Raw genomic sequence first — 13,693 nt, forward strand, 5'->3', positions numbered from 1 at the left:
ATTGCTGTATGCATGAAGATATTGAAAAAATCCTCGTATCGCAAGAAGAGATTAAAAAGAGAGTTAAAGAATTAGGAGAGGAAATTTCAAGGGATTACAAGGACAAATTTCCTCTTTTTGTTTGCATTCTAAGAGGTGCTTTTGTATTTCTTGCTGATTTAGTAAGGGAAGTCCATGTTCCCATATCCGTTGATTTCATGGCGATTTCAAGTTATGGTGGTAAAACTGAGTCTAGTGGACAAGTAAAGATATTAAAAGATCTTGATACACCAATTGAAGATAGGCACGTTTTAATAGTGGAGGACATTGTTGATACTGGACTTACGATGGATGCAGTAACAAGATTATTAAAAACAAGAAAGCCAAAAAGTATAAAAATTTGCACATTATTGGACAAAGTTGATAGAAGAATTATAAATATTAAGGTTGATTACTATGGGTTTAGAATACCTAATAGTTTTGTTGTTGGTTATGGTCTTGATTATGAAGAAAAATACAGAAATTTGCCTTATATAGGCATCTTAAAAGAAAAAGTTTATAAGGGAGGTTCGAATAATTAATGGCACCAAAAAATAACAATAATCTTAAAAATTTAATGATAAGAGAAGTAATTGGATGGATACTTTTAATAATTGTATTATTTTTCGCTTCTAAGTTTCTATTTGGAAATAGTAATACTACTGTTGAGACAATTCCGTTTTCACAATTTTTAAACTACATAGAACAAAAAGAATTTACTAACGTTGTTATAAAAACACAGGATAATGTAATGACCTTAGTGATAGGCACTCTAAAAGATGGAAGACAAGTTCAGGCAAAAACTCTACCTTATTCTTCAGTTCTTGAGGATACACTAAGGCAATCAGGTACGACTTATGATGTTCAGCAGACAAACTCAACATTCGTAAACCTTCTGTGGAATATAGTTCCATGGATTATAATGATAGGACTTTGGTGGTTCTTAATGCAAAGAATGTTAGGTGGAGCATCATCCTCTTCAAATCAAGCTTTCAGTTTTGGGAAAAGTAAGGCAAAGTTATTCCTTGAAAACAAGCCACAAATAACATTTAAAGATGTTGCAGGAGCAGATGAAGTTAAAGAAGAGGTTAAAGAAATCATTGAGTTTTTGAAAAATCCACGTAAGTTTACAAAATATGGTGCAAAAATTCCAAAAGGTGTTTTGTTGGTTGGACCTCCAGGGTGTGGTAAAACACTTATAGCAAAGGCGATAGCAGGCGAAGCAGATGTACCGTTTTTCTCTGTTTCTGGATCAGAATTTGTTGAGATGTTTGTGGGAGTAGGAGCCTCACGTGTTAGGGACCTATTTGACCAAGCAAGAAAATATGCTCCGTGTATAGTTTTTATTGATGAAATTGATGCTGTTGGTAGATACAGAGGCGCAGGAATTGGTGGTGGACATGATGAGAGAGAACAAACTTTAAACCAACTTCTTGTAGAAATGGATGGATTTGATCCCCACACTGGTATCATTGTCATTGCAGCAACCAATAGACCGGACATTCTTGACCCAGCACTTTTAAGGCCGGGAAGATTTGATAGAAGAATTGTTGTTGGATTGCCAGATACAAAAGAGAGAGAAGAAATTCTTAAATTGCATGCAAGAGGAAAACCTATTTCAGAGGATGTAAATCTTACAGCCATTGCACAGCAAACAGCAGGTTTTACAGGGGCAGACCTTGAAAATCTTTTGAATGAAGCAGCACTAATTGCTGTAAGAAAAGGGCAAGAAAAGATAACACAAAAAGAAATAGAAGAAGCAATTGACAAAATAATTGCAGGACCCGAAAAAAAGTCACTCGTCCTTTCAGAGGAAGAAAAAAAGATCGTCTGCTTCCACGAAACAGGGCACGCTATAGTAACAACTGCACTACCTTCAGGAGATGTGGTTCATAGAATTTCTGTTGTTTCAAGAGGCCTTGCGTTAGGCTATAATGTTCAACTACCAGAAAAAGATAAGTACTTACAGAAAAAGAGCGAACTTATTAATAAAATTGCAGCACTTTTAGGTGGACGGGCTTCAGAAGAAATATTTATAGGAGAGGTCTCAACAGGCGCAGCAAATGATCTTGAGAGAGCAACTGATATCGCTCGCAAAATGGTAAGAGCATACGGAATGTCAGAAAAGTTGGGACCTCTTACATTTGGAAAACAAGAAGAACTTATTTTCTTAGGTAAAGAATTAGGAGAACAAAGGAATTATAGTGAAAAGACTGCAGATCTAATTGATGCTGAAGTTAAGCGTTTTGTTGAACTTGCTTATGAAAAAGCAAAAAAAGTATTAGAAGCAAATAAAGAATTGATATTTGAAATAGTTGACGTCCTAAAGCAGAAAGAAACTCTTCAAGGTGATGAACTCAAAAACTACCTATCGAGAGTCAAAAAAGAAGAAGAACTTAATCTTGAAAGTGTATAATACACTTTACGGTTATTTTGGAAAGCAAAATTGGTGGCCTGCAGAAACTCCTTTTGAAGTAATTGTAGGTGCAATTTTGACACAACAAACCTCATGGAAAAACGTCGAAAAAGTTATTTTGAGACTAAAAGAGCATGGGTTGCTTGAGCCCCGTACTCTTTATAATTTAGATATTCAAGAACTTTCAAATTACATAAAAGAGTCTGGCTTCTACAGACTGAAAGCACAAAGATTAAAAAATTTTCTGGATTTTTTTAAAAAATATAACTTTGAGCTGCTGGATCTAACACATATTGAAATAGAAAACCTTAGAAACGAATTATTAAATATTAAAGGTGTTGGGAAGGAAACAGCAGACTCAATAATTCTTTATGCGCTGGAGAAACCCATCTTTGTAGTTGATAATTACACCAAACGATTTGCAGTGCGTTTTGGCATTTTAGAAAATATGTCGAGCTACGACGAAATCAGATTATTGTTTGAGGATGCACTAAAAAGCGAAAATGAAAAAGAAACACTTATAAGATTTAAAGAAATGCATGCTTTAATTGTAGAATTAGGTAAAAACTTCTGTAAGAAGGAACCAAACTGCAGTGCTTGCCCTTTAGGAAACTTATGTTTAAAGAAGGGAGTAGAAAATGAGTACAGTAAGAATAGTTGAAGAAGTTCAATATAATAAAGAATCGTTGAGAAAAAAACTAATCGAAGTATTGGATTGGGTAAATTTTGACGAAATAAAAGACAAAAATATTTTAGTTTTTTTTGACTTTCCGACACCTGATAATTTAGTAATTTATGAATTAAAAAATTTTCTAAAAGAAAAGGGCGTTGCGAAAGTTGAATTTGGCACTTCAATTTTGACACACAAACAAAGGGAGTTGATATCGAACTTATTAGAGAACGGAATTACTGTACATGATTTTCGGAACGAACCTTATGAAGAATTTGCCGTTGATTTAAAAAGTAAAAAAAATGAACACTATTTTGGATATAAGATGCTATCGCCTGCCCAATATCAAGCAGAAAAAGCTTTTGAAAATTCAGACATTTTCAAAGTAAGGACATTAAAAAAAGTTTATATACCGGAGGCAATTGCAAACAGTGACTATATAATACCAATCATTAAGATAAAAGATTCTCCCGTAGGCAAGATTGGCGGATTTATAAACTCACTTCTTTACATTGTTCCTACGAATATACGCTCAGAAATACTTTTAAAAAATCTTTCAATGAAATTTGCTGACTCCTTATTAGACGTCTATGGTGTAATTAAGAAGTCTGTACTTTTTGGGTTAGTTGACGCGGTAAATGGAGATTTAACTCACACAGAAGAAGACAATTTTGGTTTATTATTATCATCCAACGACTTATTGGCATTGGACTCGGTAATTTCTGTTCTTGTAGGCTTCCGCTCCTCAGATATCGAATCAAATAAATTAGGCTCAGTCTACGATTTAGGCCATGGTCTTTTAAAAGAAATTGTAATTGATGGTGCAGATTTTCTAAAGCTCAGAAAAGAGCTAACCAAAAAACTGAAGTTTAGCAAATTCTTCGGCAAGAAAGTAACACCTTCAATTTTAGAACAAACCAAGGAACTTGATACTATAAGTTTATTCTGTCCAACTGGTGCAATCATAAAAGAAGACTCTCAATATAAAATAGATAAATCTAAGTGTATCAACTGTAATTTCTGCGTTGAGCTATCGCCTGAAATTTTTGGTTCATAAGCTTTGCGAATTTAGAAAATCAGTGATATAAGAGTATAAAGACAACATCTGCAATTAAAATTTCAAACAAAGTAATTGGAGCAACTTTCTTTATATATTCTTTCCAACTAACTTCGATACCTGCATTTCTTAAAATTGAAAGTCCAACCACATTGGGCGAAGCACCTATTGGGGTTAAATTTCCGCCAACATCAGTTCCAAAGGTTGTAATTAATCCCATACTCATAAGACTTACAGGAACTTTTCCAGTAATTGACTTAATGAGAGGAACCATTGATGCTGCAAAAGGTACGTTATCTACAAATCCTGAGAGTATGCTCGATACCCATAGAAGTACATTTTTAGTAATCAATGCACTGCCCTTAGCAAAGGAAATAATCATACCAGCAAGGACTTGAATAACTCCGGTTACCTCAAGTGCACCAATTATTATGAAAAGTGTTGCAAAAAATACTATTACTTCCCAATCTATTTTTTCCCATATGTCAGAAACCCTATGACCATTAAGAAGCAAAGCAATTGTTGCACCAATAATTCCAACATGGCCAACCGTTATCCCGATTTTTTCGTGGACAATGAGGAGAACTATTGTTAAAAGGAAACTAAAAAGCCCAGAATAAAACATATAAGGATTCTTTACATTTTCGAAGGGCTTTATCGATGAAATGTATAAACTATTAAGCTCTTTTGCCTTCTTAAAACTTTCTCGGTTCGTAAGATAAAAAAGATATGCATTAAGAATAAGGAGTAAAATTACAGTTGGTCCTAAATAAATTACATATTGTGCAAGTGTTACTCCTAAACCTGTTCCAAGAATAACATTCGGTGGATTACCCATAAGTGTTGCACTACCGCCAAGATTTGAAGAAGCTATTTGAGAGAGAACAAAAGGTATAGGATCCATATCAAGTTGTTTTGCAACCTGCATACTTAGCGATGCCATAAAAAGCATAACAGTAATACTATCCATGAATGCCGCCATAATTCCCGTAGTAACTGCTAAACTCATAAAGATGATAGATGGTTTTCCTTTTGAAATTTTAATAACGTAAGAACCCAATACATCAAAAAATCCGCTCTCTACAAGGACACGAACAAGAATAAACATTCCCAAAATAAGACCCATAGCTTCCCAGTTTATAAGGGAAACAACCTGAGTATCCTTTAGAATCCCGAGGATAAAAAGAACAACAGCACCACCTAAGGTTACAATTGACCTTGGCAAAAGGTCAACAATGATCAATGCATAGACAAAAACAAATATTAATACTGAAGTAAGCGCCTGACTATTCATAGTTACCTCCACTTTAATCACAGATTAGTAGTAATGGCTTTGGCAAAAATGCAACGAGCAATTTCAAAGTAGGATCTAATGAAAAAGGTTTAAAAATATTGTGTAGTTTGTAAGATGGCCTTGGAGAACCTCTTGAACCTATGATTATGTCTGAAAAAGGCGCTCTTTTAAGGATAGAGTTTATTTCGCTTTCATCAGCATAAGTAATCGTAGATTCCACATGAAAATTTCTTAAAAGTTCTCTAACTCTTTCTGCAATTTTTTCTTTCGGTTCTCTTAAGATCAAAGCTTCAACTTCGGAATCCCAATAAGAAGCAAGTTTGCCAACCTCGACCGTTGCGATTTCAGAGTATTTACTACCCGATGTCGGATGCAAAATCTTAGGAGAATTTTTAACTTCTATGTCTTCGTTTAAAAGTAGGACTGGAACATGAGAATTAATTAAAAGTTTATAGGTCGTACTTCCAATTTTTATTTTATTCACGCTAAGTCCGGCATGTGTTTGTAAAACTATAAGGTCTATGTTTTTCTTTTTTGCATAACTTAAAAGTACATTAACTGGCTCACCCTCAAGAACCTCTGTCTGAAATTTCCCCTTCTTCTCTTCAAGTAAAAGTTCAAGTCTATTCAATGTTTCCTCTGCTAAAGACTTCATTTCTCTAAAAACTGTTTTTGTATAGTATCCTGCAAACGGTCCCAGATTAATTACGCTTAGAAGATAAAGCGTTGCTTCTGGAAAGAGGCTATAAGTATATTCCACAACCTTACTCATAACTTGGGAATTATCAACAAGAATTAAAATCTTTTTATACATTCCTTTTTAACCTCCTTACGTGAAATATTTTAACAACTATTTGAATTTTTACAAAATTTTTGTGAAAACCCGTTATAATATATTAACGAAATCTTTAAAACGAGGTGAAGATGAAAAGCGGTATTGTAACAATTTTAGGTAGACCAAATGTTGGCAAGTCAACGTTACTTAACTACTTAGTTCAAAGAAAAATATCTATAGTCACACCAAAACCGCAAACAACAAGGTTTAGAATTTTGGGCGTAAAAAACCTAAAGGATGCTCAAATAGTATTCGCTGATACTCCTGGCTTTCATTTGGCAAAAAGTGCGTTGAATAAATATATGGTGAATGTCGCTTTAAAGAGCCTTGATGGAGCAGATCTTGTTTATCTAATGGTAGAAGTTAATGATTATATAGGAGAAGAGTATCCAGAACTTTTAAAACATTTGAAAGGGTTAACGATTCCAGTATTTTTGGTAATAAACAAAATAGACATGTATAAGGAAGAGGACATATTAAAGACAGAAGAAATTTTTAGAAGTCTCTATGATTTCAAAGAGGTTTTCAAGATTTCTGCTCTTACAGGTAAAAACGTTGACTCACTAATTGAAAAAACGGTTGAGTATTTACCTGAAGGACCTGCATATTTCGGAGAGGGAGAAATAACAGATTTACCTTTTAATTTACAGGTTGCAGAACTAATTAGAGAAAAATTATACTTGCTACTTAAACAGGAATTACCGTATGAGACTGCTGTAACTGTTGAAGAGATAAAAGAGAGGGAAAATGGAGTTCTCTACATAAATGCTATTATACATGTTGCAAAAGAGACCCAAAAAGGAATAGTGATTGGCGCAAATGGTTCAATGATAAAAAAAATTGGAACTGCAACGCGACTTGAACTACAAGAAATTCTCAAAAAACCAGTATATCTTGACTTGCAAGTTAGGGTTGAAGAGGATTGGCCAAAACTGGAAGGAAAATTAAAAAAATTAGGCTATATTATAGAGTAAAAAATTAATTAAGGGAGGTATTTTATGGGCATTGAAGACAATTTAAAGTCTCTTGGTTTAGAGTTACCAAAGCCATTAAAGACTCTTGGAAGTTATGTACCAGTTATTACAACTGACTCTAAACTGCTTTTTTTCTCAGGAGTCATCCCAGTAGAAAATGGAATTGTAATAAAAGGAAAGTTTGGCAAGGATTTAAAATTAGAAGACGCTAAAAAACCTGCCCAACTAATCGTCCTTTCAATACTTGCAAATATAAAAGAAATAACTCAAAATTTTTCACGCATAAAACAAATAGTAAAAATTGAAGGTTATGTAAATTCTACCGAGGATTTTGAAGAACAACCAAAAGTAATGAATGAGGTCTCAAATTTACTTGTAAGTATTTTTGGAGAAAAAGGTAAACATACACGCATTGCCATTTCCGTAAATTCTTTGCCAATGGGTGCGTGCCTTGAAGTTGCGGGAATAATTGAATTAAACTGAAGGTATTACCAGAACCGGAATTTTTGATAACCTTATTACGTTTTGAACCGTGCTTCCAATTAACGTTGGAGTAAATCCAGCACCAGTTGAGGCTATTATTATTAAGTTGGCTTTTTCTTCTTCGGAAGTTGTTACAATAACTTTTGAAGGGATTCCGAACTCAACTCTTAAAGTTACTTTAAAGCCTTCTTTTTCCAAGTTTTCTTTTACATATTTCAATCTTTCAAAATTTCTTTTTCTGTATTCCTCGATTTCAAGTTTTGACGAACTCCTTGAAGTAAATTCTTCATATTCTAAGACATTTACAACTACAACTTCTTTTAAGCCAAAATTTTTCAATTTGGAAATATAAGGAATAACTTGTTCGCTAAACTTAGAAAAATCAAATGGAAAAACTACTTTACCAATCATATATTCCTCCTATTTAAAAATAAATATGCCAATAATTCCAATAACAAAGCAATACACCGCAAAAACATAAAACTTCGTTTTCTTTATTAAAGGAAAGAATGCAAGCAACGATAAAAGCCCAACAATAAATGATACTATAAATCCAACAGCAAGATCTTTAAACGTAAAGCCAATAAGACTACTGCTCCTAACCTCTAACAGTGCAGCACCTAAAATTACTGGTATTGCAACGAGAAAGGAAAACTTTGAGGCACTTTCTCTATTTAATTCCGAGATAATACCGCCTGTAATTGTGGAACCAGATCTAGAAACACCTGGTGGAAGTGCAAAGATTTGAAATATCCCAACAATAAGTGCATCGGTAATACCCATTTCTTTAATTGATTTCCTCGCTTTATCGGAAAAAACACTTGAAATGACAAGAAATATTCCTGTAATTAAAAACATATAAGAAACGGCTTTTGGGTTTGAGAATAACTGATCCACTTTCTTAGAGAGCAGTACTCCTGCAATACCTGCGGGAATTACGGCAACAACAATCATAAGTAAAAGTTTCAAATAAAATTCTTCTTCAGAATTTCTTTTTACCTTAAAAATGGCAAAAAATCCTTTAAAAAGTCCCAAAACCTCTCTATAAAAATAAACAATTAATGCAAGCAAAGTCCCTGCATGAAGTCCCATTGTAAAAGGAAGATTCGGCATTTGTAAATGAAAAAGAGCAGGGATTACAACAAGATGGCCGGAAGAGCTTACTGGTAGAAATTCAGTTGCGCCTTGTATGATACCAAGGATTACTGCTTCTTTTAATCCATTCATGCTTACCTCCATTCGAATTTTATCATAAAACTTTTAAAAAAAGAAGCACAAGAGTATAATATTAGTGGAGGTGAAACCATGAAAAAAATCGCGGTTCTTATTGAAGACAATTTTAACGAGTTCGAATTAATCTATCCTTACTACAGGCTAAAGGAAGAAGGATTTGAATCAATTCTTGTCGGACCTCAAGCAAAAGTTTATCACTCGAAAGTTGGACTGGAAATGAAAGCAGATTTCTCAATTGATGAAATAAACTTTGATGAATTTGACGGAGTTGTTATTCCAGGAGGTTATGCTCCAGATCTACTCAGAAGAAATGAAAAAATCCTTTCATTTGTAAGGAAAATGTTTGAGTCAAACAAATTAGTTGGGGCAATTTGCCATGCTGGTTGGGTACTTATCTCAGCCAAGATTGTAAATGGTGTAACAATGACTTGTTTTTATTCAATAAAGGATGACGTTAAAAACGCAGGTGCAAAATATGTCGATCAAAGCGTAGTAGTTGACAATAATTTAATAACTTCAAGAGGGCCAAATGACTTGCCAGATTTCATGAAGGAGATAATAAAGTTTTTGAAAAAATGAAGGAGATATTTTCTACCTCCTTTGAAAGTACCTTTATAAAAGTTATTCAAGGTGATATTACAGAAGAGAACGTCGATGCAATAGTTAATGCTGCAAATTCTTATCTATCACACGGTGGTGGGGTTGCCCTTGCTATAGTGAAAAAAGGTGGTATAGAAATCCAAGAAGAAAGCAATGAAATTATTAGAAAGAATGGCCCAATTCCTGTAGGAAGTGCAGCAATAACAAAAGGATACAGATTAAAGGCAAAATATGTAATTCATGTAGTCGGACCTCAATGGGGAGAAGGAGACGAAGAGTCTAAACTTCGAAGCGCAGTGAAAAGCGCACTTACTATTGCAAAAGAAAAAGGAATTACAACAATTTCACTGCCAGCAATTAGTTGTGGGACTTTCGGTTTTCCAAAAGACAAGGGTACAAAAATTATCGTTGATGAAATATTAAAATTCTTGAAAGAAAATAAAGGCACATTTAGTGAGATTCATCTGATTGGAATTGATAAAGAAATTCCTGAACTTTTCAAAGAGGCTTTATTAAATGCTTGAAATCTATACAGATGGAGCAAGTAGGGGAAATCCTGGAGAATCAGCGATTTCCTCTGTATTTGTACTTGACGCGAAAATTATTTACGTAATGAGTGAGAGTATTGGAATTGCAACTAACAATGTTGCCGAGTATAAAGCAATCCTAAAAAGTATGGAGGAAGCAAGACGAAGAAATTTCAAATCTGTAAGTTTTTTCTCAGATTCTCTTCTTGTAGTATCTCAATTGAATGGAATCTATAAGGTAAAGTCTAAAGATTTGTTTACTCTCTATGAGGAAGTTAAAAACTTAGAGAAAGAATTTGAGTCGGTATCATTTGTCCATGTTGCTCGTGAAACAAAATTTATAAAGATTGCCGACTATCTATGCACACTTATTTTAGGCCCTAAATAAGTTTTAAGGCATTATATATTCTATGGTTATTTTCTTTTCCTTCTCGTCCCATGTAACCGTACAACCGATTTGTTCCGCTACAAATCTCAGTGGTACCATCGTTCTATCGTTTATAATTAAAGGTTTTACAAGTGGGTTAAATGGATCAATTTGAATTTCTTTTCCGTCTACCTTTGCAACGTTATTTCCGATTTGAAGATCTATTTCTTTATTATTTACAGAAATCAAAACTCTCTTGTTTGTTGCATCCCATAAGACAGATCCTCCAATTTTCTCCACAATAGCCCTAATTGGGACAACAGTTCTATTCCATCCAGAAATGATAATAGGACTTGTTCCCCTTCCCGGATCAATTTCTTCAGGTATTCCATTTACATACATAATGGGGTTATTAATTTGTAGGACAAGTGTTATTTTCAATTTGCCAGTAAATTTAACAATTCTTACCAAGGTTGTTTCTTCCCCTGTTTTTGCCTTTGATGTTATAATGAGAGTCTGAGTATAACTTGAAAGCGTTAATTTATATGAGAAACTTCCATCTGAGGCAACACTTATTGATATACCATTTAAGAAAACTTCACAGTCAGGTGTTGTTTTTCCAGAAATTATTATTGTTTGATTTGGAGTTGTAAAGTTGTCAGGAATATTGACAGAAAGGCTAGGCGTTATAGTAATTCCACCGGGGTAAATTAAATCAAATTCCTGAATTTCATCAGTAACTGTTGCATATTTTGGATTCAAAATTTGGAGCACAGTACTTCCTATTTCTAAACTCTTGAAACTAAGATAGCCTATAAGTGTTGAATTGTAAAGGAAACTATCTTTCGGAAATTCTATCAAAACAGAAATTCCAAAAGCGTTTGCGTTTGTGAGCAATACCGAATTTGTTAATCTTTCTGATAGATTAAAACCATTAAATACCACTTTGTTTTTATCAAAATTTAGATCAAAAGATACTCCTCTTATGCCCTGAGCGTTCTTTATATAAACTGGAACAGAAACATTCTCTCCCAACTTAGAGCTTACATCATCAATAAATATAGAAGGCTTAAGATTTGTTGCAATTTTAACAGTTGCATTAGAGGAGATTGAAATTTTTTCGTTTGTAGAGTTAACTTTAATAATAATTTGAGTTGAATCGCCTTCTATTGCGGTTTCTTTGCTTTCGATAAATACCCTTATCCTCTTTGATGAATTCGGCGCCAGACTAAAATTACTATTTGAATCAACTAAAGAAAACTTAAAAGAATTGGTATTTGTTAGACTCACAGTATAAGAATAAGAATCTGCTTTTAGTCCTGTATTCGAAACTGTAAAATAGATGTTAACAAAATCCTTGGGAGAAATAACTGCTACTTCCGGAGAAACTCCCAAGGCAAACGAGTAATCAGGATATTGTTTTTTTACCTCAAAAATCCACACAACATTATGAAAGGCATCGCATGTAATGATATGCGAATCTACTATTTCAATTGAGGTCAAACCTAAATAATTTGAATCAGTTTCAAAAAGAGGCGCAAAAGAATTTGTAAAAACTGAAATCCTTCCATTTTCAGTGTTTGTAACATACACATTCCCTTCTTTATCTATCCCAACATCCTCAGGAATATACAATTTAAAGCTAGACTTTCCAGGACCCCCAAACGATGAAATCTCTTTAAAATTTGCATCATATACATGGACCTTATTATCTTCTAAAGAGGTAATAAAAGCATAACCTTTTGAATTAAAAGCAATCCCTGAGGGACTGTTACATACACCAAAACTTCCAACAACTTTAAAGTTTGTATCAAGTTTAAAAACAAGATTTTTGTCCTGAGATGTAACCCAATAATATCCATTACTGAAAATAATTCTCTTAAGTAAACCAAAATTTGCATTAATGACATTTTGTTTGAAACTCCCAGATGTACTATAGAGAATTATTTGATTATTACCAATTACGATCAAATTCCCTCTTTTGTCGGCGTATATAGAAGTTAAAGATGGTAGCATTTGAGAACCTATCTTGGTAATTCTAAGCGATAAACTACCATCTGGGCTAAATCTTACAATTTCGCTTTGATCCAAGTTTCCTTTATTCAATACCCACGTATATCCATTCTCATCAAGGGAAGCGGCAACCGGATTCAATAGAATCCCTTTGCTAGAATCTCTTACAAAGTCTTTTTTATTTATGAAATAGCCTGAAGTATTAAATACAGAAAGCCTTGTAACTAATGGATACCCAAAAGGCGCATCAGAATTTGATTGTAAATAAAAGAAATAACCGGAATCAAAAACATATACTGAATTCGTTGAACTTACAACAATGCCAGAAGGTGTTAAAAAAGCACCATCTGGAATTGAGGTTAAACTACTTGAAAAGCTACCAAATGTATTAACAAGTTTGTAATTATTATCGAAAACCACGACTTTTGGTCTGTTTGTTCCTCCACTATCTAATCCCCTGTCTACAACATAAATATAGCCCTTCGAATCCACGGCAAGGTCCGATGGAAATAAAAGCACATCGTCCCCAAATGCATTCAAAAGTTTAAAAGAAGAATCAAAAACATAAATTTTTCTATCCTTGCCTGAAACTGCACATATGTTACCAACCTTATCTAATGTTAAACCTAAAGGAGTTTGGACATTTGTAGAACTTATTATTTTTCCGCTCATATCAAGCTTAAGTATAGAATTCGAAAAATAGTCAGATACAAAAATATTTGAAGACGTTACAGCAATTCCAATAGGAGAAGAAAACTGCGCATTTTTTATGCTCTTTAAGAAAATCCCATCTTTATTGTAAAGCCTTAATTCCCTTCTAAATGGATCTACGATATAGAAACAATTATTTGCGTATGCAATATCAGTTGGATATGTAAATTCTTTAAGAGAGCCAAAAGAAAACTTTTCTTGAAGTAAAGGAGTCAAAACATGAATTCTTCCATAAGCATTATCAATCACTGCAATCAAACCGTCATCTGTTACAGACATTCCCTGCATGGGAAATAGGAATCTTGTATCAAAATCATTCTCAAAAAAGTTTACTTCAGCTAACGTAGCACTCCCTATAAAATCATCCTGCGGAATTCCTATAGTTTGTATGGGAACAATTGCATCGATAACTGATGCCTTTGCGTTACTCACTGTTAATAACGAAATTATAATTGAAATAGTTACCAACACAGCAATAATTCTTTTCATTAATCC

General features: G+C 33.6%; 14 protein-coding genes. 9 read left to right on the forward strand and 5 right to left on the reverse strand.

Annotation, left to right across the window (positions count from 1 at the left end):
* Positions 1–8: 8 nt before the first annotated feature.
* Genes hpt through CSE_RS04180 form a run of 4 tightly spaced genes read left to right on the forward strand, consistent with a single transcriptional unit; the run spans position 9 to position 4,161 of the window.
* The gene (hpt, locus tag CSE_RS04165; protein WP_014453393.1) at positions 9–560 is read left to right on the forward strand and encodes a hypoxanthine phosphoribosyltransferase; all 552 of its coding nucleotides are present in this window, start codon (positions 9–11) and stop codon (positions 558–560) included.
* The gene (gene ftsH, locus CSE_RS04170) at positions 560–2,434 is read left to right on the forward strand and encodes an ATP-dependent zinc metalloprotease FtsH (protein ID WP_014453394.1); all 1,875 of its coding nucleotides are present in this window, start codon (positions 560–562) and stop codon (positions 2,432–2,434) included. The genes hpt and ftsH overlap by 1 nt, the downstream gene beginning before the upstream one ends.
* Positions 2,427–3,095, forward strand: coding sequence for an endonuclease III domain-containing protein (locus CSE_RS04175; RefSeq protein WP_231837270.1), 669 nt, complete (start codon positions 2,427–2,429; stop codon positions 3,093–3,095). Before ftsH ends, CSE_RS04175 begins: the two co-directional genes overlap by 8 nt.
* Positions 3,073–4,161 (forward strand): DUF362 domain-containing protein, encoded by a 1,089-nt coding sequence (locus CSE_RS04180; RefSeq protein ID WP_014453396.1) that lies wholly within the window; start codon positions 3,073–3,075, stop codon positions 4,159–4,161. Before CSE_RS04175 ends, CSE_RS04180 begins: the two co-directional genes overlap by 23 nt.
* 19 nt (positions 4,162–4,180) lie before the next feature.
* Here CSE_RS04180 and CSE_RS04185 read toward each other — a convergent pair whose 3' ends face one another.
* Both CSE_RS04185 and CSE_RS04190 read right to left on the reverse strand, forming a co-directional pair.
* The gene (locus CSE_RS04185) at positions 4,181–5,455 is read right to left on the reverse strand and encodes an ArsB/NhaD family transporter (RefSeq protein WP_014453397.1); all 1,275 of its coding nucleotides are present in this window, start codon (positions 5,453–5,455) and stop codon (positions 4,181–4,183) included.
* A gap of 13 nt (positions 5,456–5,468) precedes the next feature.
* Positions 5,469–6,269, reverse strand: coding sequence for a universal stress protein (locus CSE_RS04190; protein WP_014453398.1), 801 nt, complete (start codon positions 6,267–6,269; stop codon positions 5,469–5,471).
* Positions 6,270–6,379: 110 nt separating this feature from the next.
* Between CSE_RS04190 and era the strand changes: the two genes are divergently transcribed.
* Together era and CSE_RS04200 are read left to right on the forward strand one after the other, a co-directional pair.
* Positions 6,380–7,264, forward strand: a complete 885-nt coding sequence (era, locus tag CSE_RS04195; RefSeq protein WP_014453399.1) for a GTPase Era — start codon at positions 6,380–6,382, stop codon at positions 7,262–7,264.
* Positions 7,265–7,288: 24 nt separating this feature from the next.
* Positions 7,289–7,747: a RidA family protein gene (locus CSE_RS04200; RefSeq protein ID WP_014453400.1), complete on the forward strand. Its 459-nt coding sequence runs from the start codon at positions 7,289–7,291 to the stop codon at positions 7,745–7,747.
* Here CSE_RS04200 and CSE_RS04205 read toward each other — a convergent pair.
* The gene (locus CSE_RS04205) at positions 7,739–8,158 is read right to left on the reverse strand and encodes a universal stress protein (protein WP_014453401.1); all 420 of its coding nucleotides are present in this window, start codon (positions 8,156–8,158) and stop codon (positions 7,739–7,741) included. The genes CSE_RS04200 and CSE_RS04205 overlap by 9 nt on opposite strands.
* A gap of 9 nt (positions 8,159–8,167) precedes the next feature.
* On the reverse strand, positions 8,168–8,974 hold the full coding sequence (locus CSE_RS04210) for an undecaprenyl-diphosphate phosphatase (RefSeq protein WP_014453402.1): 807 nt from the start codon (positions 8,972–8,974) through the stop codon (positions 8,168–8,170).
* 78 nt (positions 8,975–9,052) lie between these two features.
* Between CSE_RS04210 and CSE_RS04215 the strand changes: the two genes are divergently transcribed.
* Genes CSE_RS04215 through CSE_RS04225 form a run of 3 tightly spaced genes read left to right on the forward strand, consistent with a single transcriptional unit; the run spans position 9,053 to position 10,495 of the window.
* Positions 9,053–9,559 (forward strand): type 1 glutamine amidotransferase domain-containing protein, encoded by a 507-nt coding sequence (locus CSE_RS04215; RefSeq protein WP_014453403.1) that lies wholly within the window; start codon positions 9,053–9,055, stop codon positions 9,557–9,559.
* The gene (locus CSE_RS04220; protein ID WP_014453404.1) at positions 9,556–10,104 is read left to right on the forward strand and encodes a macro domain-containing protein; all 549 of its coding nucleotides are present in this window, start codon (positions 9,556–9,558) and stop codon (positions 10,102–10,104) included. Before CSE_RS04215 ends, CSE_RS04220 begins: the two co-directional genes overlap by 4 nt.
* A complete protein-coding gene (locus CSE_RS04225) occupies positions 10,097–10,495 on the forward strand; it encodes a ribonuclease HI family protein (protein WP_014453405.1) in 399 nt (132 codons plus the stop codon). The genes CSE_RS04220 and CSE_RS04225 overlap by 8 nt, the downstream gene beginning before the upstream one ends.
* 3 nt (positions 10,496–10,498) lie before the next feature.
* Here the strand turns inward: CSE_RS04225 and CSE_RS08295 are convergent, their stop codons facing one another.
* The gene (locus CSE_RS08295; RefSeq protein WP_014453406.1) at positions 10,499–13,687 is read right to left on the reverse strand and encodes a stalk domain-containing protein; all 3,189 of its coding nucleotides are present in this window, start codon (positions 13,685–13,687) and stop codon (positions 10,499–10,501) included.
* Positions 13,688–13,693: the final 6 nt, after the last annotated feature.

It is taken from the genome of Caldisericum exile AZM16c01 (assembly GCF_000284335.1).
Classification (GTDB): Bacteria; Caldisericota; Caldisericia; order Caldisericales; family Caldisericaceae; genus Caldisericum; species Caldisericum exile.